This is a genomic window from Mesorhizobium sp. C268A, from assembly GCF_040324475.1.
In the GTDB taxonomy this organism is placed as follows: Bacteria; Pseudomonadota; Alphaproteobacteria; order Rhizobiales; family Rhizobiaceae; genus Mesorhizobium.
In genome coordinates this window covers 2291340-2310206 of record NZ_JAMYVX010000001.1, presented here as the reverse complement: position 1 = coordinate 2310206, position 18867 = coordinate 2291340, and the positions used below count along the sequence as shown (strand labels likewise).

General features: G+C 58.3%; 18 protein-coding genes and 8 pseudogenes. 13 read left to right on the top strand and 13 right to left on the bottom strand.

All coding sequences use genetic code 11. The features are described 5' to 3' along the window. Position 1: 1 nt before the first annotated feature. The 7 genes from NKL06_RS11160 to NKL06_RS11130 all read left to right on the top strand — a co-directional run bounded on the left by NKL06_RS11160 (position 2) and on the right by NKL06_RS11130 (position 7448). Complete coding sequence (locus tag NKL06_RS11160; RefSeq protein WP_352580273.1) at positions 2-193, top strand: hypothetical protein; 192 nt, start codon at positions 2-4, stop codon at positions 191-193. Further along, positions 180-893 (top strand): ABC transporter permease, encoded by a 714-nt coding sequence (locus NKL06_RS11155; protein ID WP_023694821.1) that lies wholly within the window; start codon positions 180-182, stop codon positions 891-893. The genes NKL06_RS11160 and NKL06_RS11155 overlap by 14 nt, the downstream gene beginning before the upstream one ends. Positions 894-896: 3 nt before the next feature. Beyond that, complete coding sequence (locus tag NKL06_RS11150) at positions 897-1925, top strand: ABC transporter ATP-binding protein (RefSeq protein WP_023694822.1); 1029 nt, start codon at positions 897-899, stop codon at positions 1923-1925. Then, a complete protein-coding gene (locus tag NKL06_RS11145; protein ID WP_023694823.1) occupies positions 1918-2994 on the top strand; it encodes an ABC transporter ATP-binding protein in 1077 nt (358 codons plus the stop codon). Before NKL06_RS11150 ends, NKL06_RS11145 begins: the two co-directional genes overlap by 8 nt. Positions 2995-3206: 212 nt before the next feature. Further along, a complete protein-coding gene (locus NKL06_RS11140) occupies positions 3207-4667 on the top strand; it encodes an amidase family protein (protein WP_023694824.1) in 1461 nt (486 codons plus the stop codon). A gap of 43 nt (positions 4668-4710) precedes the next feature. Next, the gene (locus NKL06_RS11135; protein ID WP_023694825.1) at positions 4711-5724 is read left to right on the top strand and encodes a GlxA family transcriptional regulator; all 1014 of its coding nucleotides are present in this window, start codon (positions 4711-4713) and stop codon (positions 5722-5724) included. A gap of 158 nt (positions 5725-5882) precedes the next feature. Then, a complete protein-coding gene (locus NKL06_RS11130) occupies positions 5883-7448 on the top strand; it encodes an ABC transporter substrate-binding protein (RefSeq protein ID WP_084567756.1) in 1566 nt (521 codons plus the stop codon). Positions 7449-7813: 365 nt separating this feature from the next. Here NKL06_RS11130 and NKL06_RS11125 read toward each other — a convergent pair whose 3' ends face one another. The 4 genes from NKL06_RS11125 to NKL06_RS11110 all read right to left on the bottom strand — a co-directional run bounded on the left by NKL06_RS11125 (position 7814) and on the right by NKL06_RS11110 (position 10258). Continuing rightward, a complete protein-coding gene (locus NKL06_RS11125; RefSeq protein ID WP_023694827.1) occupies positions 7814-8131 on the bottom strand; it encodes a hypothetical protein in 318 nt (105 codons plus the stop codon). Between the two features lie 783 nt (positions 8132-8914). Continuing rightward, complete coding sequence (locus NKL06_RS11120; protein ID WP_245267190.1) at positions 8915-9475, bottom strand: hypothetical protein; 561 nt, start codon at positions 9473-9475, stop codon at positions 8915-8917. Further along, on the bottom strand, positions 9418-10059 hold the full coding sequence (locus NKL06_RS11115; protein ID WP_023694831.1) for a hypothetical protein: 642 nt from the start codon (positions 10057-10059) through the stop codon (positions 9418-9420). The genes NKL06_RS11120 and NKL06_RS11115 overlap by 58 nt, the downstream gene beginning before the upstream one ends. Next, positions 10046-10258: an IS4/Tn5 family transposase DNA-binding protein gene (locus NKL06_RS11110; RefSeq protein ID WP_023694832.1), complete on the bottom strand. Its 213-nt coding sequence runs from the start codon at positions 10256-10258 to the stop codon at positions 10046-10048. The genes NKL06_RS11115 and NKL06_RS11110 overlap by 14 nt, the downstream gene beginning before the upstream one ends. A gap of 531 nt (positions 10259-10789) precedes the next feature. Between NKL06_RS11110 and NKL06_RS11105 the strand changes: the two genes are divergently transcribed. Continuing rightward, positions 10790-11272 (top strand): hypothetical protein, encoded by a 483-nt coding sequence (locus NKL06_RS11105; RefSeq protein WP_023694833.1) that lies wholly within the window; start codon positions 10790-10792, stop codon positions 11270-11272. Positions 11273-11369: 97 nt separating this feature from the next. Further along, positions 11370-11652: pseudogene (locus NKL06_RS11100) on the top strand (IS21 family transposase); the annotation flags it as partial. Between the two features lie 162 nt (positions 11653-11814). Here NKL06_RS11100 and NKL06_RS11095 read toward each other — a convergent pair. The 3 genes and pseudogenes from NKL06_RS11095 to NKL06_RS11085 form a co-directional block, all read right to left on the bottom strand. Further along, complete coding sequence (locus NKL06_RS11095) at positions 11815-12063, bottom strand: ATP-binding protein (protein ID WP_023694835.1); 249 nt, start codon at positions 12061-12063, stop codon at positions 11815-11817. 53 nt (positions 12064-12116) lie between these two features. Continuing rightward, on the bottom strand, positions 12117-12266 hold the full coding sequence (locus NKL06_RS11090; RefSeq protein WP_023694836.1) for a hypothetical protein: 150 nt from the start codon (positions 12264-12266) through the stop codon (positions 12117-12119). Positions 12267-12418: 152 nt separating this feature from the next. After that, positions 12419-12870, bottom strand: a pseudogene (locus tag NKL06_RS11085) (IS21 family transposase); the annotation flags it as partial. Here NKL06_RS11085 and NKL06_RS11080 point away from each other — a divergent pair. Both NKL06_RS11080 and NKL06_RS11075 read left to right on the top strand, forming a co-directional pair. Next, positions 12867-12956, top strand: a pseudogene (locus tag NKL06_RS11080) (ATP-binding protein); the annotation flags it as partial. The pseudogenes NKL06_RS11085 and NKL06_RS11080 overlap by 4 nt on opposite strands. A 165-nt stretch (positions 12957-13121) precedes the next feature. After that, complete coding sequence (locus NKL06_RS11075; RefSeq protein ID WP_245267192.1) at positions 13122-13427, top strand: hypothetical protein; 306 nt, start codon at positions 13122-13124, stop codon at positions 13425-13427. 13 nt (positions 13428-13440) lie between these two features. Here NKL06_RS11075 and NKL06_RS11070 read toward each other — a convergent pair whose 3' ends face one another. The 3 genes and pseudogenes from NKL06_RS11070 to NKL06_RS11065 form a co-directional block, all read right to left on the bottom strand. Beyond that, entirely contained in the window at positions 13441-13749 is a 309-nt protein-coding gene (locus NKL06_RS11070; RefSeq protein WP_023694839.1) for a transposase, read from the bottom strand. Positions 13750-13910: 161 nt separating this feature from the next. Next, a pseudogene (locus NKL06_RS32700) lies at positions 13911-14036 on the bottom strand (transposase family protein); the annotation flags it as partial. Between the two features lie 113 nt (positions 14037-14149). Beyond that, on the bottom strand, positions 14150-14998 hold the full coding sequence (locus NKL06_RS11065) for a hypothetical protein (RefSeq protein ID WP_031210786.1): 849 nt from the start codon (positions 14996-14998) through the stop codon (positions 14150-14152). A gap of 379 nt (positions 14999-15377) precedes the next feature. Between NKL06_RS11065 and NKL06_RS11060 the strand changes: the two are divergent. Continuing rightward, positions 15378-15910 (top strand): annotated as a pseudogene (locus tag NKL06_RS11060) (transposase); the annotation flags it as partial. Positions 15911-15923: 13 nt separating this feature from the next. Here NKL06_RS11060 and NKL06_RS11055 read toward each other — a convergent pair. Next, positions 15924-16131, bottom strand: a pseudogene (locus tag NKL06_RS11055) (transposase); the annotation flags it as partial. A gap of 62 nt (positions 16132-16193) precedes the next feature. Here NKL06_RS11055 and NKL06_RS11050 point away from each other — a divergent pair. After that, a protein-coding gene (locus NKL06_RS11050) for an IS3 family transposase (RefSeq protein ID WP_156939190.1) occupies positions 16194-17293 on the top strand; the annotation gives its coding sequence in 2 pieces (ribosomal slippage) (positions 16194-16446 and positions 16446-17293; 1101 coding nt in all). 357 nt (positions 17294-17650) lie between these two features. Here the strand turns inward: NKL06_RS11050 and NKL06_RS11045 are convergent. Both NKL06_RS11045 and NKL06_RS11040 read right to left on the bottom strand, forming a co-directional pair. Next, a pseudogene (locus NKL06_RS11045) lies at positions 17651-17881 on the bottom strand (IS110 family transposase); the annotation flags it as partial. 57 nt (positions 17882-17938) lie between these two features. After that, positions 17939-18408 (bottom strand): annotated as a pseudogene (locus tag NKL06_RS11040) (IS5 family transposase); the annotation flags it as partial. Positions 18409-18867 lie beyond the last annotated feature (459 nt).

Genomic DNA, 18867 nt, shown 5'->3' with positions numbered 1-18867 from the left:
AATGTCGTCACGCGTGGCGATCCTTGTCTTGCGTCGGCTGCGAAGTGATCCGCTTGGGGTTGTAGGCCTGCTCATTGTACTAGCAGTAACAATTTGCGCTATCGTGGGCCAGTCATCACACCATATGATCCGTTTAAGATCAACGTCACGGAGCGGTTTCGTCCCCTTCAGTCATTGGCTTGTTCGACGATAGAGAGAGGACGGAAGGTATCTCCAATCATTTTTTCGGAACCGACAATCTCGGGCGCGATGTTTTTAGTCGTGTACTGGCGGGCACTCGGGTTGCCATTGGCGTGGGCGGCGGTTCGATTATCTTAGCGTTCGCTATTGGCCTGATATTAGGCCTTATCGCAGGCTACGGACCGCGTTGGCTCGATAGTTTCCTGCTCCTGTTGTTTGACTCAATCTACTCCTTCCCCACGGTGATACTGGGGCTCACGGTCATGACCTTGCTTGGCCCCAGCATCGCAGCCTTGCTATTTATCATGATAATAATCCAGGCGCCGGGATATGCCCGGCTAGTTCGCACCGCAACGCTCTCGATCAAGGGTTCTGAGTACATCCTTGCCATTCAGTCGCTGGGTGGTTCTCAAAGTCGAATCCTACTTGTGCACATACTGCCCAATATCGTGGGCCCACTCCTCATTCTTGCCAGCATGGACATACCAGCGATGATCGCGCTGGAGGCGGGTCTCACCTATCTTGGACTTGGCATTCCACCTCCAGCGCCGAGTTGGGGTCGTATTCTGCAGGAGGGCTTCGGGACCATTCGTGAGGCGCCGTGGATTGTCATTGCGGGCGGTATTCCGCTTGTTGTGACCACGCTTGGATTCACTTTTCTTGGTGAAGCGCTACGTGACCTTCTTGATCCAAAGCTCCGTCGGATTGTATGAGCCATGAGCCTCGTATTTGCGTCAAAGCTCGAACCATCCAGAGCCATCAAAGCAGGAAATGTTTTGGAGGTGCGTGACCTCAGCATTCGCTTCCAGACCCCACGCGGACCGATATCGGCGCTTCGTGGCATCAACCTCGAAGTGCCGCGGGGAAGTGTCGTTGGGTTGGTAGGTGAAAGCGGATCAGGAAAGTCCACGCTCGCATTGGCGATTATGGGATTGTTATCTGATAATGCTTCCATCTCCGAAGGCTCCATTAGCTTTCTAGGCCGCGATCTACGAACACTCAAACCCGCTGAGCTCCGGCGCTTGCGCGGCGATCGGATATCGATGGTTTTTCAAGATCCCATGACATCTCTTAGTCCGGTGCGGACAATTGGCCAGCAGATGGTGGATGTTCAGTACCGCAAGCGCGAAGTTTCTTCAAACGGCAAGCGGCAGAGGGCGGCAGAGATGCTGGGCCGTGTTGGTATGCCAGATCCAGAGCGTCAGCTCAACCGATATCCCCATCAGTTTTCAGGCGGTATGCGGCAACGCATAGCCATCGCCATGGGAGTTCTGGAGCGACCGGATTTACTGGTCGCGGACGAGGTGACCACTGCGCTAGATGCAAGCCTAGAGGTTCAGATATCACACCTGCTCCGCGAGTTTCGTAGGGAGTTTGATACGTCAATCTTGTTTATCTCGCACAACCTCGGACTGATCGCCGAATTGTGTGACATTGTGGTCGTAGTGTATGCTGGCGAGGTGGTAGAGTGTGGGACCGTGCACGACATTTTCCACCGACCTCGACATCCTTATTCCCAAGCGTTGCTGGAATGCGATCCGGCCCGGATTGAAACAATCCGGCGCGATTTGCCGACAATTGCTGGAGATGTACCGAATCTATTGCGCGTGCCTTCAGGCTGCGTCTTCGCGCCGCGTTGCCCAAAAGTCTTTGACCTATGCCAAGCAATCCATCCAGCGGACTACAACATACACCCAAGACACCTAGCTCGTTGCCATTTGCTTGGGGACCAGGGCAATGAGTGAGTTGGCGGCCATAACTCCGATCGATTCTACCGCCTTCCTTTTGGAGGTTGAGAACGTCCATGTACGCTATCCGATGGTTGGGCCGATTGTAGCCAAGGTTCTGCGATGCCCCAACCGTTTCCTCGACGCAGTAATCGACGTGTCGTTCAAGTTGCGTCGTGGCACAACGTTGGCGCTGGTGGGCGAGAGCGGCTCGGGAAAAAGCACGCTGGGGCGTGCTATTACTGGTCTGGTTCCCTTAGCTGCTGGACGAGTGCGATTCGAGGGTCAAGAACCGCTGAAAAGCAATTCTCGCAGCAGAATGGCCTACCGCCGGGACGTGGCGATGATGTTCCAAGATCCAATCGCAAGCCTGAGCCCGCGACGCACTGTCCGCTCCTTAATCACCGAGCCCTTCATTATTCATGGGCTGAGTCGGCGCGACCTTGATGCTGAGGCTCACCGGCTCTTGGGCTTGGTTGGCTTGCCCAAAGACTTCGGTGAGCGCTATCCGCATCAACTGTCAGGCGGCCAAGCGCGTCGTATAGGGGTCGCGCGGGCGCTGGCACTCTCACCCAAGCTTATTGTCGCCGATGAACCCACCGCGGGGCTCGACGTGTCGGTCCAGGGTGACATCTTGAATTTGATGACACGGCTGCAGCGTGAGTTTGGACTTAGTTATCTAATTATCACTCATAACCTCGCGGTAGTTCGCCATGTTAGCGATGAGATGGCCATTATGTACATGGGACGATTCGTCGAGCAAGGAACAACGCGGGAGGTTTTTAAACATCCGTCCCATCCATATACTGCGGGACTCCTTGCTGCCCAACCTCATCCCGATCCTGATAGGCGCCGCGAAGAATTGCCGCTCTTAGGTGAGGTGCCAAGTTTAGCCTTTCGACCGACCGGTTGCGAGTTCCATACACGCTGCCCGCAAGCGAAGACATTGTGTCAACAGGAGTTGCCATTGGTTCATCAAAGTTCACCGACCCACCTTCACCGATGTCACTTTCCCTTAGTGAACGCGCTGGACCGAGGGGCTTTCGCGCGTTTAAAGACGATAACACGTGCAAAGCGGCCTATTTGACGCCGCTACTTCGCGAAGCGGGCACTCGGTGCGGTCCATTGCCGTTATGTGTTGGCGCGGTTGAACGGCTTGGCTTGGATCGTCGGCGTGTTCTTCGACCGCGCAATCCATTGGACCGCTGGTACCTCGACCCGCACCAACAGATTGCCCCCGCGACATCTTGGGCGGACGTGAGCTACGGGCGTCAGGCGAACTGATTGGAAGTTTCGACCATGACCACTCCGTTTGAGATTTGCGAAGCCACTATCCCCGAGCTGCAGGTTGCGATGGCTTCAGATCGCGTGACAGCTCAAGGCCTCGTCGATGCTTACCTTGCGAGGATAGAAGCATATGACCGAAGGGGTCCCTGCCTTAACGCAGTAATTCGCCTAAATGAGCTGGCCTATGATGAGGCCGCCGCACTCGATGAAGAGAGGCGGGCTGGTCGGGTGCGGGGGCCAATGCATGGAGTGCCCATCATCCTGAAAGACAACTTTGCGACATCGGAGATGCCTACATCAGCGGGCTGCGCTGCATTAGTTAAGCTGTGGCCACGGAACGATGCCTTTCAGGTAATCAAAATGCGTGAGGCGGGTGCCATTATCTTAGGCAAAGCAAGCATGGATGACCTTGGCGAAAGCATAACCGGGACAAGCTCATTGGGTGGCCAGACGCGCAATCCGTACGATCTCAATAGGATTCCTGGAGGCTCAAGTGGAGGTAGTGGTGCAGCCGCTGCGGCGAGTCTTGCCGCGATTGCATACGGAACCGATACAGGGGGATCTATCCGCATACCCGCAGCTTACAATAACCTATTTGCGTTGCGGCCGACGAAGGGGCTGTCGAGTAACAGGGGTATCATACCTTATTCGCATACGCACGACACCGCAGGGCCGCTCGCCCGTTCAGTAATCGATCTCGCGGTTGGACTTGACGCGACGGTCGGACCAGATCCTGCCGATCCAACGAGAGGAGCGGAACGCCGAGCGCCGTCTTTTATTGGAGCGCTTAATGCGGCAGCTCTAAAGGGCGCCCGACTGGGTATCGTCGGTAAGTTCTTCCGCGAAACGGACGATGCGGAGGCGATGGGGGTCGTAAAAGCGGCAGTGAAGCGATTGAAAGAGTGTGGTGCGGTCACTCTTGCAATCGAACTCCCAACTCCGCTGGAGGTCGCGGACGCTGCAGTATGGGGTTTCGAGTTTAGGTGCGATCTAGCGGGCTATCTTGCCGCCATCCCAAGTGCTCCTGTGTCCTCACTGTCGGAGATCTTGAGGCAAGGATTGTTTAACCCGGAACTGCGAGAACAACTGGAGCATGTGAATGCTTCCGCCGGTGAAGACAGCCCCGAATACCGCCTAGCGCTCGCGCGTCGAGAAAGCATTCAGCGCGAGCTCTTGAGTGTTCTTGACATGCTTGAGCTGGACGCTCTCGTTTATCCAACCCTTCGGGGCAGGCCCCCACTTATCGGCAGTGTTTCACCAAAAACCAACACCAGACTTAGCGCTGTAACTGGATTTCCGGCCATCGCGATTCCTGCAGGATTCACCTCGGACAATCTGCCGATTGGCATGGAGTTGCTTGGCCGTCCGTTTGCGGACGATCGCCTGGTCGCAATGGCTTATGCCTACGAGCAGGCACTTAGGCCGAGACAATCGCCCAACACTACGCCACCTCTAGTGGGCTCTAGGTGCTAGAGTGCGAATGCTGCGTCGCTTTGCCTGAGGCAGGGAGGGAGATGTGCCGATAGCCCACGATTGTGTGTTTGATGCGGAGGAGAGACCCCAGGTCTTTGTCTTCCTTCTGTTGCCCGGTCTATCTTTAATGAGCCTGGCCTCGGCAATCGAGCCACTGCGCTGCCTTAACCGATTGATACAACGACCCGCTTTCCTGTGGCGATTCGCAAGCCCGACTGGCGTCGATATAGAGGCTTCTGTGGGCATTCCGCTGCCGACATTGGAGCATGAAGCGGCGCTCCGCGATGCAGACTACCTCTTCCTCTGCGGTGGTTTGCATACTGAGTTGAACGATGAAAGGCGCTACCTCCAAATTCTTAGGGAGGCGGGCCGTCGTAGACTCGCGGTTGGATCGCTCTCAACCGGCACGCGGCTGCTGGCTCGGGCGGGTCTGTTGGCGGGGTATCGTTGCACAATACACTGGGAGAGCCGCTCTGCATTTCAAGAAGAGTTTCCCGATCTTAATTGCACGAACCGGATTTATGAAATCGACCGCGATCGCTTGACCTGTTCGGGCGGTACTGCGGCGATGGATATGATGTTGCATCTGATTTCGATACGGTTCGGCGCAGATCTTGCTCGGAGCGTTGCCAATCAGTTCCACCACGAGCATATCCGAAATGAGAAAGAGGATCAGTTCGGTGGGCGCCTGGAACATCTAGCGTATCTGCCGGACAAAATGCGATGTGCGATCGATCTAATGCAGCGTCATGTTGAGGAGCCTATAACAGTTCCGCACATTGCCCTACGGGTGGGGCTTTCTGTGCGTCAGCTAGAGCGCCGATTCAAAAGGCACGCTGGCCTATCGCCTCAGCGGTACTATATGCAGCTCCGTGTTGAGCGTGGTCGCGAGCTTCTTATTTACTCCAGCCTATCTGTGATCAACGTAGCTCTATCTTGCGGTTTCGATTCAGCTTCCCATTTTTCGACATGGTACAAGCGGATTTTCGGAAAGAGGCCATCTGAATCGCGGAGACAAGATCGGACGCCCCTAGTTCATACACCCTTCGAGAAATGAAGGCGTGTCGCAAATCTCAACAAATCCGTCGGACTCCTGGTGCAGGATCACGACAGGTTGCCATAGAATGCCGATCGTTAATCTACGCACCAGTGCGTCGCTATGGCGGCCGAAAAAATTGAAACACAGATGAAAACACAGACACGACAGGGGAAGCAATGAGCAACATTCCTGCTAACCGCCGCCAAGTGTTAGCTGGCGCGGGAGTTATGACAACTATTGCCTTACTTGGATTAGAGCCTGCGGATGTCCTCGCTGCGGACGGCGGCACGCTCAAAGTTCGCGTAGGCAGTGATATACAGGGGCTCGATCCGGGATATTTCCTCGCCAGTGATAGCGAAGTCGCAATTAACTATGCTTGCTTGCCGAGATTGGCGGTCCCGATCAGGCACGCGGATGGCAACTGGGGCTGGCGAGCATCTGACAATATCGAAAAGATCGGCTACGACGACCTAACCCACATCTCTTTTATCTTAAACCCAGGACAGATGTGGAGCGGCGATCTGGGGGAGTTGACGGCGGATGATGTTAAGTATTCTCTTGAAAGAGCACTAACATCCGATTACAAGGACAAATTTTCAAGCATTGATCGTGTTGATGTGAAAGACAAATATAGTGGGACCATCACCCTTAAATCAGAGTTTGTAGGTGTATTCATTTCAGGCTTAGCGAATTTCCCTGGAGCGATCTTGCCAAAGGCTGCGATGACGAAGATAAAAGACGGTAAATTCACGACAGAGTTTCCTGGCCAGCTAGGGCCATACAGCCTAGTCTCTTGGACGCCAAAGCAAAAGGCGGTACTCAAGGCAAACCCTCAGTGGAAAGGGAAGAAACCAGTATTCAGTGAAATTGAGATGTTGATTGTCGAAGACATCAAATCGGCTGAACTTGCTTTTGAAGCCGGCGAAGTTCAGTTGACGGATGTCTCTGTCGAAGCCGCTGCTCGCTACCGTCGATCCCCTCCCGCAAATGCGAAACTAATAGAACGGCCTGGTTTTCGGTACACCTGGCTGGGCATGAATACCGAACATCCTAAATTGAAAGACATTCGTGTGCGGAAGGCGATTCAGCGCGCCGTTGATGTCACTTCGGTGCTCCAGGGGGCGTACAGTGGCCTCGCACCTCAGGCATTTGGAGTGGTCTTCCCAGGTGCTCTGGGCCATCGAGACAAGTCGAAGTACTCGTACGCTCCTGACGAAGCGCGTTCGCTTCTAAAAGAGGCTGGAGTTTCGGATTTGTCCCTCTCGCTGGTGGTGCAGAGTTCTGAGGCAGCACAGGTAGTTGCGGCACAGATCATCCAGGCCAATTTGGCAGATGTTGGAATCGAGGCAAACATCATCCCCACGGACGCAGGGGTATTTTGGAATCTCGGTCAGGAGTCCAAGGGCGACGACTGGAAGAAGCTGGAGATTTGGATAATGAATTTCAGCGGTGAACCGGAGCCCTCGGGAATACTTCAATGGTTCATTAAGGATCAGATTGGCAAATGGAACTGGGAACGCTGGAGCGATCCGAAGTTCGAGGATCTGTGGTCGAAGGGACTTATCGAACAAGATGCCGATAAACGGGCAGCCATCTATGTACAGATGCAGGAGATCATGGAGGATACGGGTGCCTATTGTTGGTTGACGTTCGATCCCTCATTCTGCGTCAGTTCAGATAAGGTCGAGCCGACTTTTGATGCCGCGGCGAAGCCGATATTTAGTGACTTTCGCGAGACTTGAGGGTGCGCTGACTTCATACGATCCCGGACGGCGATTAAAGAACAGATCTACACTCGCCGTTCTGGTCTTCCTGGAGGTGGGGCGCGGCGGCCGGTGGCTTACCGCCGATTGGGACCATCGTGCTCCCGAACCAAAGCGGTTGAAAACGTCAAGCCAGCTCATCCATCGCTCAGTCAACCTCGGCGCTGCGCGCCAAAAGCAGCTAATCATCTACCAAGTCGGGCTGACGGATGACCGCGCGGCACGAATGACCGCTCCGTACTCCTCACCGTATCGCACGCTTGCGGGTTTTACCTTTGGCAAGCATCACCTAGATTAGGGGGCTGCACTCATCTCCGCGCCTTGGATACAAGCGCGCTGTCCCATCAGAGCGGTGGGGAAATTAAGGTGGCGGGTCGCCCTTGAGTGAGTGCACCGACTATAAGAACCGCCGCTATCCGATAGAAATCGTGGCCAGTGCTGTATTGCTCTACTTCGGCTTCAATCTGATCCGGTTCATCTGGCCAGCGGTCGGGATTGGCGCTCGTCCCGTTGATCTTGATGGTGGGGATGGCCCAACGTGTCCGCAGAAGCCAGACATTCTCACCTTTGAAGGCGCAGCCGCGTGCTGCGACAAAGCCTTCCACGTTCAAGGCCGCCGCGATCTCCTTGTCCATTTTGCCCGCGGCGTTGAGTTCGATCACTCGGCTCCGTAGCCGCTCCAGAGCTCCAGAGCTCCAGATCGATGTAGTCGCCACAGATGTCGACCCGCCTTTGGAGAGAGTGTTCACTTGTCGCTCCCGTCTGCCACAGGATCTTAACCAGGCCTGGCCGTGGAAGCGCTTCTGGTCGAGGATGACCTCACCGATGAGAGGCGCAGGATACCCTTGCGCTCTTGCGCTCGGCCGCCGTTGTCGAAGGCAAGTGCCAAATGCCGGGCAGATCTTCGCCCAGCTTTTGCAGCGCGCCTCGCGACGGCTCGTTCAAGACCAGGGGCTCGTCGGACCGCCATCGTTCGCAATCCTGTTCGATGCCTCGGCGGCGCGTAGCTTCTCTCCCACACGCGCTCCAGCGACCGTGCCACCAGACGGTTCTCCGGCTCGACCGCATCATATTTGCGAGAGAGGCGGAAGGCATCGCGGCTGATGACCAGACCGGCATTCCCCAGTCCGATCTCGGCGATCAGCTTCTGAGGCCCATTCGCTCGATGGTCCCGGCTGCGCATTTCGCAAAACCGGGACAGTCGTTCCGCTAAATCGCAGACAGCAGTTTCACTAAGGCGCGGACAGCAGGATGGGATCGGCCCCCGGTTGCCTGGTTGAACTTATTTGCGATCGATTTCGCCGTTTTCGGCGCCGGTCAAGAGGTACGCCTCCGGCGAGGCTTCCGATTACCCACATCGTCGGCTTGATCCAATGGAGATGCCGAGGGCGATGTCGTGCAAGCGGGTCATGCCGCGCCAGACGACCATGTTGCCGGGAGGCGGATCATGGTTGCGGGCGAGATAGCCGCCAAGCATGGCGATTTGCAGCAGGTAAGCGGCGAGCGTGGCCGTTGGAGGCGCGGTCGCGTTCGGGACTCATCGATCCGGTCGAGCGCAGTGATCTCGGCGAAGGTGAGAACGCTGTCGGGCGCGGCGTCTGGCTTGGCGCGCGCCGACATAGTGACGTAGAATATGCGCCAGCTGACCACCGCGATGAGCGCAGGAACTTCGCCAGCCTCTCGGCGGTCTCGAGCCTCGCCTCCTCGGCACGGCAGCCGGACTTCATGACCTTGTGGAACACCTCCGCCTTCCAGCGCAGGGCGTACCAGCCGAGCTTCTCGACCGCCACGGAGAGATCTTCGACCGGCAAGTTGGTCACCAGCTTCCAGTCGATCGGCTCGCGACCGGGCGGCGGATTCTCTTCGAGGGCGTGGATGTAAGTCAGAACCTGCGGACTGTAGCGCTTCTGCTTGCCCACCGGCGGCAAGGTGTTGATGGCGGCGAACTTTACCTGCAGCCAGGTCGTCTCGTCCTGATCAACCGTAATGCGATGACGTCCCGCCAAGGCGCCGCCGCAAGTTGGGCACAGACGCGATGAGCAGGATCGTGTGGGGCAGCATCGGCAGGCCGCTCTGCCAGCCTGTTCGTCTGCACCCGCACGAGGAAGCTGGTACCAAGGTCCTGCGCGGTGCAATAGAGCTCGTAGATGTCGCTCTCCCGGTCACCCACATGCACGCAGCGCTCGGGCGCGCCAACGAGCGCGATGGACTGGCGCAGGTTCTCCAGCCAGCGGGAGCTCTCCTTCGTCTCGATCGGCACGCGCGTGGGATTGATGTGCCGCTTGAGCGCGAGCGTTCCCTTGAACTTCGTTCGTGTCCAGAACTTCGCCGCCGTCAGGCCGAGGGGTGTGCCGGTGATGGTGACGGCCAGGCTCGAATGCATCAGCACCCCGCACAAGGTCAGCACGTTGGGCTGCCCGGCCTTGTAGCGCCCGGCGCTGATGGTTTTGGTGAAGCCGATTTTGCCTGGCTGCGCGCGGCTGTAGATAAATTCGGTGGTGTCCTGCAGGATAAGGATCGGACCTTCGCTCGCCGCAACGCGCGCCGCGGTCGCGGCGAAATGGCCGGCGAGAACGCTATGTTCGGTCACGCGGATTGTCAAAGAAGCGGTAGGCCGCCTTCGCCGCCGCCCAGTCGCCGCAGGCCGCCGGGATTGGCTTGCCCGGCGCAGCTGACATCTGATCCAGCAACCGTTGCAGCCGACGGGCCAGACGCTTGTCGGGAAGGGCCGCCGCAGAAAGCTCTCCCTCCTGCCAAGCGGCTTCGCTGCTGCTGGTCTTGTGTCGCATCCGTGACGCCTCCGTGATTAGGCGTCACGGACAGAATCACGGCAGATTCATACGGGGCAATAGGCCCGCCGACGATGTGGGTAATCGGAAGCTTCACCGGATGGGTACGTCAAGAGTGGCGGTGTTTTTGCCTTCTCATGCTGTCGCCTTCGAGGTGACGCGATGGGCGTTGTGAACGATCCGGTCGAGATAGGATCGCGGTTGCCACCACGGGATCACCAAACATCAAATGCTGCCGCCATTCTCGACGGGGTGGTGTCTCATTTAACGGTGATCAACCCGCGTCACGGCCTTGCGGGTCAGCGTCTGGAGCTCGTGGTCCGTTCTGCGCGTGGTCCGGCTTTCGTCGTTGCTCGACTGCCTGACGGACGCCGCCGCTCAATCCGGCGATCGGTGACCGACCTTGCAGCAGCGTCACCGGAAGAACAAGGCGCGTCGAATCGTTGGCCCGCATCAACGTCCGAACGCTGCTGACATTGATGCACCATTTGAACAGCACCTTGGCCTCCCGTATCGAGGAGGTGATTCGCGATGAACATACAGTCGAATCTGTACCGCGTAGCGTGCCAGACCCTCACCGAACTTCCGAACCCGGGCATGACAACACTCCCGAGCATTTGGCTCAACTTGCCGGGGAAGACGCAGAAGCAGATCGCGCAGAGCCTCGCGCGACTTCATTGCGGATACGATCGACGGGCGCGTCGACAGCGGCGGATCGGCATGTTGAGCGCATCGAATAGACCGGACGAGCGCGTCACTGGTGCGCATCGCGGCAAGCTCGCTTACATTTACGTCCGCCAGCCCTCCTTGAACCAGGTGCGGCATCATCAGGAAAGCACTGACTGCAATACCGCCTCGTCGATCGCGCGGTCGCTCCCGGCTGGCCGCATGAACGTGTGCACGTTATTGACGAATATCTTGGCAAATCCGGAGCCGGGACTGCGTGTTTCAGAAATTCGCGGACACCCATTCGCTAATTCGCGGACACTGATGTCAGTAATTACGGGACAGTGATTCCGCTAATTCCCGGACAGTCTTCGGGGCGGATAAGGTCGGTTTTCGGCAGCGTCGTTCTGGCATTTTGCCCTCTCATCATCGGTTGAGAGGGGCCATGCCAAGACGGAAGCTAGCGAGACGAACGACAGTGAAAGACCTAACGATCAATCCTGCGCCTGACGCATCAGCAGGGCCTCTCGGTGCGGGTCGGAACGGCTGAAGATCAGCAAGACTTCGGTTTCGACATATCTGTTGCGGGCGCGTGGGGCTGGCATCTCGGGCTGGCCGCTGCCGCCGGGCTACGACAATGACGTATTGCTTGAGCGGCTTCTGTTTTTGGCCGTCCGCCGCAGGATCTGGACGAGCCCGATTGGGCGATGATCTCGCGCGAGCTGAAGGGGGCCATTTCGGCAAAAGCCGCCGGGAACTGTTCGAGGAGATCGAACAAACGGCCCTGTCGCCATTGCCGCCGGCGCCGTTCAAATATGCGGAGTGGAAATCGGCGAAGGTGCATCCCGACTACCATGTCGAGATCGACAGGACCTTCAGTTGCGCGGTGATCAGCGTCGATTTCCGCGATAGCGTTCCTCGAAGATTTCCAGCAGATCGGGACGCTGCTGGTCGGTCAGGCTGTGGGTGCCCCAGTCGTCAAGGATGAGCAGTTGCACCCGAGCCAGCTTGTCGATGACACGGGGAAAGCGGCCGTCGAGACGCGCCAGGGCGAGATCTTCGAACAGACGCGGCATGCGCAGGTAGAGCACGGAATGATCGAGCCGGGCGGCCTGACGTCCGAAGGCGCAGGCCAGCAAGTCTTTCCGGTGCCGGTCTGCCCGGTGATGATGAGGTTTTCATGCGCCTTCAGTCAGGCGCCTTGGGCCAGCGACAGCGCATTGGGCCGCTCGAGCCCGCGATGCGCGGCGAAGTCGATGTTCTCGATGCAGGCGTCGACAAAGCGCAGCCTGGCAACGGCGAGACGGTTGGTCAGACGCTTGTCGACGCATGGCGGCTTCACGATCGAGCATCAGGCCAAGCCATTCGTCGCGGCTGAGATCGTCGGCGTTGATCCGGTCGGCCAGGTCCCGATAGGCGGCGGCCATTCCACCAAGGCCGAGAGCCTGCATCTGGTCGAGGGTTGGATGTGTCAGCATGGTTGGTTTCCTTCCTTCATTGATAATAGGAGCCGCCGCGGATGTTGGTGTGTGATGGCGTGGGCTTGACCGGCTCGGCTGCGGGTGGCACGCGGGCGAGGCCGGATTTGAGGAGGGCGTTGACGGAGGAGTAGGTGATCGCATTGATGGTCAGGGCCGGCGCGCAGGCCGCCTCGAGTCGATCCCGCTCGTAGCGACGGGCCAGCGAGAGGATGTCAAACGCGGAGCTGTATCCCTGCTCGGGATGGGGACGGTCGCGCATCATCCGCTCGACCAGGATGGCGGTGTTGGCGCCGGTCTCGGCTGCCGCCGGATCAAGTTCGCCGGCCTCGTGTTGGCATAGCGCTGGTGCGCCTTGGGCATGTGCTCGTTGACGGTGACATGGCCCGCAGCGCTGCGAGCGGCGGACATGGCTGGCGACGCGCTTGTGATCATGGAAGAGCTCGACACCCGGTGGAGTAGCCGCACATCTTGATCGCCTGCTTCATCATTCGAGAGTGATCACCATCCGAGGTGACAGTTACCGGCTTCGCGAAAAGCGTCGTTCCGGCCTTTGCAGAGGCCGGAACAACGCTCGAGACCAAGGAAACCGCAAAACAATGAGAGGGGATCAAATCTCCAGTTCGCCCAGGGGGCGCATTGCCTCAAGCAAAATGTTACCGATGTGTCGCTGTTCCGAATGGGATGGTCAGGTGTTGTCATCCCGATTCGGAGGATGGATGGCAAGGCGGATCAGCATGGCGACACGGTCGGAATTGGTGGAAGCAATTGTCGAGCGGTATCGATCGGGGGGTCGAGGCGACAAGCGCCTCATCCTCGATGAGTTCGTCGCGGTGACCGGTTATCATCGCAAGCATGCGATCCGAGTGCTCCGTCATCGTGCGTCGAAGACACCTGGCAACAAGAGGCACAGCTTTCGCTATGGCGGCGATGTTCGCGAAGCGCTCGTAGTGTTGTGGAGGCATCGGAGCGGCTATGTTCAAACGGCTGCGGCCGTTGATACCTGTCTTGCTGCCAGCGCTTGAACGGCATGGCCGGCTAGAGCTCGTATAGCGCGACGATCAGGATGAGACAGCGGCCGACGGCCAGACGCAACGCTTCACCCAGGTTCTGGAGAAGATGCCAGCGATCGTCGGCCTGCGTTGCATCGGGAGCACTGCGACGGGCGCCCTCGGCATAAACGCCGGCACGATCGCGCGCGATGACCTCGATGCCCAGGATGGCCTTCCAGCCATGATGCGACCGTGTCGGCGTTGCGATCCGGCAACCGCGGTTGCGCTCCGGATCGCGAATGATGTTTCCGTAGCGTTGCCCCTTGCGCCAGGCCCAATCGTCGATGCCGACCACACGCTTCCGGCGGCTCGAACCCGGCCGCGCGGATCATCCGCAACAGTGTGTCGCCGCTCGCCGGCATGGCGAGCCTGTCCGACCAGGCGTGAGCCCGGCTCGCCACCCAGGAAGCCTCTCGGTGAAGATCCGGCGCGGGGGCAATGTGGATCGGCGCATCGAAACCGTCGTGCGTGAAGCTGGATTTTGTCAATCCGCCCCTGCCACGGCAGATCGGTCAACCGGCGCATGTAGTGACTGTGGACGCGGCGCGTTTGGCGACCGCAACATGGACAGCACGATTCCATCGCCTTCGGCTGGGCAACAAGCACGACCCTGTCAGGCATGCGGAAGAACCCCTGATCGCGCGTCTCCGCGAGCAACTCGCTTCTCCTGGAGATGTGCCCGTCCATGACAAGGCTCAGAGCGCTTCGCCTGGCGGTGCGGAGATGTAGCAGGACGCGTAGATGTAGCCAGTCGTGCGCTCTAGGCGATCCTCCATGCCGAGTTTGACCATAGCCTTCAGGGTCGCCTGCCGTTCCGCCGGCGTGGAGAAGCGGCACTGGCGTTGTCTGAACCGTTCTACGAGCCTGGTTTCCAACGAGAAACCCCGAAGGGCCGCCGCGATGTCGCTATAACTGAAGGGATGCATTGCGAAGGCGACGACCCACGGGCGTGACCTCGCCGAGGCCTCGTACACGCGTGCAAAGGTTGCCTCAGTGGCGTAACCGACACAGCCTGTGCTGATGAGGATGTCCGCATCCGCGAGTGCGCTACGTTCCTTTACCGTCAAGTCATGAGTTTCCAGATCAGCCGTTATGCCAGCCTCTAGCAGGCCCATATCGAGCGCATACCGAACAGCCCGGAACGATGGATCCACGCCGACGACCTTGATGTCGTCACGGAGGCAGCGATTGCGAAAGAAGGAGCGATGCTCGATCTGCTGTCGGCTTGACAGCGATCCGCTGGGCCCCAGATAGGCAGCATGCAGATCGTCGAGATCGAGATCGGTTCGCAGTAAGGCAGCGTTAATACCATAGGAGCAACCGACATCGATGATCTTCAACGTCGTCTTGTTTCGAACGCGTCGATAATCGGCGAATACCCTTTCGAAGACCGGCTTGGCCCGATCTGGAAGCATATAGTCCCGGGCCAGACACGCCCGAAAATAGGCGTGCGGCAACGTGCGATTGTAGGTTGGCGTGAAATCGTACTTCCTCTCCTGAAGTCTGCCGCGCTCTGTGCTTGCTGCCTGACGCAGATCTGACATGCTGCTTTCCCTTCTTCGTTCCATCGATCAAAACCTGACCCACCACATAAATGTCGCTCCCCATCTTCCTGCTGCCTCACGAGAGGGATTCAAAAGTCGTGCCAAGCTTAGGAGAGAGCCAAAAAGCGATTTTCTGCAGATCGAATCAATTGTTTACATGAGAGTGCAACAGGAGCCTGAGTCGAACATCACAATGTCGCGTACTTGACAACCCGACATGCATCGATGCATGTCGCCATTTCCCAGAATGGATTCTGTGCGTCACACTCTGCTGGTTGAGCGGTCATAAGCTGTTGCGCGGCTGCTTCGAGCATGAGCTTCTTGTGCTCCTCCGAATCTAGCGATTGGCCTCAAGCCAAATTCGAGGCCGGGCGGAGAGGATGTGCGTGCGGCGAGCGAGCCGCAGGCGTTAAGCGAAGCGCTGCGGGAAGTCGATCTGCCGCTGGAGCGGATCGGGCTGGACGCGTGTTCGCTGACTGCCTGGCTTCACGACGGGATGTGCGCCGATGGCCTGCCGGCATCTGCATCGAGACCCGGCGGGCCAATGCAGCGATGAAGACGATTGCCAAACAAGACATATCGGAATGACGCCAGCGCGCTGGCGCAGATCATAGGCACCGGCTGGTACCGACAGGTGCATGTGAAGAGCCGGCAGTGCCGTCTCTGGCGTTCCCTTCTCGTCGCCCGCCGCACGGTGCAGAACGAAATGCGTACCATCGAGAACGTGGTCCGGGCGATCCTGCGGGAGTCCGGCATCAAGCTGGGCACGCCGTCGCGAACCGCCTTCAGCCGGTCGTGTGCACGAGTCGGCCGGCACAGATCCGGTTGTCATGCGGCTGGTCGAGCCACTGCTGACGATCCTCGCCACAATGCTGAGAGTTCGCCCGCCTAACGAAGCAGGTTCTCGGTCTAGAGCACGTCCTGTTTAATCCGGTTCATATCCTGCGGCTTTGAAGTAGTTGGCACATTCTGCTGGGGTGAAGAGGTCGACGACCGCGCCGATCGCGTCCCACAAAGCCTTGATGGTTCTCTCGGCCTTTGCTCGCCTTGAGTTTGGCGAAGGCGTTCTCAATCGGATTGAAGTCGGGACTGTAGGGCGGCAGGTTGAGCAGGCCCGCGCCTGCGGCCTTGACCTGAGACCCTGAAGCTCCTCCAGTTTTTTGGTAGAGTCCGTCCCGCTCAAGGAGACGGACGAATGAAGCGTTCACGGTTCACGGAAGAACAAGTCATCGCGATTTTGAAGGAGCAGGAGGCGGGAATGAAGACCGCCGATGTCTGCCGCAAGCACGGGATCTCGGAAGCGACTTTCTACAAATACAAGGCCAAGTTCGGTGGCATGGACGTTTCCGACGCCCGCAAGCTGAAAGCTTTGGAGGAGGAGAACGCCAAGCTGAAGAAGCTGCTGGCCGAGCAGATGCTGGACAATGCCATCCTGAAGGATGTCGCTGCAAAAAAATGGTGACGCCCGATGCCAAGCGATGCGCTGTGGCCCACGCCTGCGAGCGGCATGGGGTGAGCCAGCGTCGGGCGTGCAAGGCTCTTTTCGTCGATCGCTCGAGCGTTCGCTACACAAGCATCCGGCCGGATGATGCCGTCGTTCGAGCCGCGATGAAGACGGTGGCAGCCGAACGACGCCGCTTCGGCTATTGGCGCATCCACATCATGCTTGAACGGCAAGGGATCGTGATGAACCAGAAGAAGCTGCGGCGGCTTTACAGGGATGAGAAGCTCCAGGTCCGCAAACGTGGCGGCCGCAAGCGGGCCTTGGGAACGAGAAGGCCGATGACCGCGCCGGGCCGGATGAACGAGCGCTGGAGCCTGGATTTCGTCAGCGACGCCTTCACAGATGGTCGGCGGTTCAGGGTTTTGGCCGTCGTCGACGACTTCACGCGGGAATGCCTGGCACTGGTCGCGGATACGTCGCTGTCGGGCGCCCGCGTCGTCCGGGAACTGGATGCCGTCATCGCTCGCCGCGGCAGGTCTCGCACGATCGTCTCGGACAACGGCACCGAGCTGACGTCGATGGCGGTCCTCAAATGGTGCCAGGAGAGCGGCGTCGAATGGCATTACATCGCGCCCGGCAAGCCGATGCAGAACGGATTCGTGGAGAGTTTCAACGGCCGATTTCGTGACGAATGCTTGAACGAAACGCTGTTCTCCACTCTCACGCAAGCGCGGGCAGCAATCGATCTATGGAAGGAGGATTACAACCGGAACAGACCACACTCAGCATTGGGCAATATCACGCCCATCGAATTCGCCATAAAAATGGCGCTGGAAAAACAGGCCGCATGAGACCAGAAATGAGGCGCCGGACTCTCCATTGAAATGGAGGGAACAAGGGTCTCAGGTCAGCCTCAATCGCGTCGCGCACGCCGGCGCCCTTGTGGGCGGGCAGGTTGATGGTGTCGTCTAATCGTGGTGGCAGAGTCAAGCGCCTTTGCAATTCCTGAGACGCGTATGCCGGGTGCAGGGTCGTCTTCGCGGTCGACATAGGTCGCCGCATGATGGAGCTTCGCGGGAGGAGCCTTCAAATGTGGACGACGCACTATGCTGAGCCAGCGGTGCACCCCATCAAGCGGAATGGCTCTGCCCACGTCCCCGGCAGGGACGCCTCGGCGCGCTCAGAGACTGAACGCTATTCGTAAGTGATCACGCTATCGCTCCGGCGGTCCGATCGAAGCGCTCGCCATTTTTGAGCATAGCATGCATTGTCACCGCCAGTTTTTGTGCTACGGCAACGGCGGCTCGTTTGAAGGCTACCCGCTCCCTGAGTTTGAGGCCCCATGTCCGCAGGCTGCTGTCGGCCGAGCTGCGGGTCAGGATGACTGTCGCCGCTTCGTAGAGAAGCCCTCGCAAATGACGATCGCCACGATTGAGAACCTGATATGCGAATCAAGTATTTCTGGATATTTCATATGAACGGAAATCGTAATAGAGTCATGCAAAGATCGAAGGATCAGGGTCCAGACGGCGGCGAGGAAAATTCTGCGCGAGACGGTCGTAGCGGGTGAGGATGCGCCTGAAGTCCTTGAGGCGGCAGAACATGCGCTCAATGGCGTTGCGATCCCGGTAGAGATAGGGTGAGAAGCAATTCTTCCATTTCCTGTTGGCCTTGGGCTGAATGTTGGCGAAAGCGCCCCTGCCGCTGACTTGCTGGCGAATGGCATTGCTATCATAGCCCTTATCGCCATGCAGGATCGGCGCTGGCGGCATCTGCTCGATGAGGGCTTCCCCCGCCGTGCAGTCGGCAACCTGGCCGCCGGTCAACAGGAACGCGACGGGTCGGCACAGGCCATCGGTCAATGCGTGGATCTTGGTGGTGCGTCCGCCGCGTGATCTGCCGATCGCCTGATTTCACTCCGCCTTTTTCCGCCCGCTGCACAGCGGTGCGCACGAACGGCTGACGATGCGTGGGTCCGCGAATACTTCCCCGTGCTCCCTGGCAGCGCCGGTTCCCGATCCTGAGCGCCCGCCTAATTCTGCGTGACACTAGACCGGGGAGCTCATGAACCGGTTCTGGGGCATGGGAGGATCCGTGCCCCGCGGATCAGGCGGCAATTAAATAGCGAATTGCTGGGCCAGGGACGGTCAGGAATGCAACCGGCGATAGCTAGTCGCACGGTGGTTCAACTATCTCCTGAACAATCGTTTCGCTGTCGCAAATGGTAGTTTTATGCCTGGTTCGCCATCACCGATCCCAATAGGTAGGTAGTAGTGCATGCAAATCATTATACGGCTTTCAAGCTGGCGTCGCTTGAACGTCAAACTTGATCCATGGCTCGCCACACGATGATAAGCAAAATGTGTAACAGATTCTTCAAACAATTTTACAGAATCTTTGCGAACGCAAATCGCTGACGGCGGTA

Bases quoted from the DNA above. Each gene is read 5' to 3' on its own strand.
- NKL06_RS11160 (WP_352580273.1), top strand. From the start codon at position 2: ATGTCGTCACGCGTGGCGATCCTTGTCTTGCGTCGGCTGCGAAGTGAT.
- NKL06_RS11150 (WP_023694822.1), top strand. From the start codon at position 897: ATGAGCCTCGTATTTGCGTCAAAGCTCGAACCATCCAGAGCCATCAAA.
- NKL06_RS11145 (WP_023694823.1), top strand. From the start codon at position 1,918: ATGAGTGAGTTGGCGGCCATAACTCCGATCGATTCTACCGCCTTCCTT.
- NKL06_RS11140 (WP_023694824.1), top strand. From the start codon at position 3,207: ATGACCACTCCGTTTGAGATTTGCGAAGCCACTATCCCCGAGCTGCAG.
- NKL06_RS11130 (WP_084567756.1), top strand. From the start codon at position 5,883: ATGAGCAACATTCCTGCTAACCGCCGCCAAGTGTTAGCTGGCGCGGGA.
- NKL06_RS11110 (WP_023694832.1), bottom strand. From the start codon at position 10,258: ATGCGACACAAGACCAGCAGCAGCGAAGCCGCTTGGCAGGAGGGAGAG.
- NKL06_RS11105 (WP_023694833.1), top strand. From the start codon at position 10,790: ATGAACATACAGTCGAATCTGTACCGCGTAGCGTGCCAGACCCTCACC.
- NKL06_RS11075 (WP_245267192.1), top strand. From the start codon at position 13,122: ATGGCAAGGCGGATCAGCATGGCGACACGGTCGGAATTGGTGGAAGCA.
- NKL06_RS11065 (WP_031210786.1), bottom strand. From the start codon at position 14,998: ATGTCAGATCTGCGTCAGGCAGCAAGCACAGAGCGCGGCAGACTTCAG.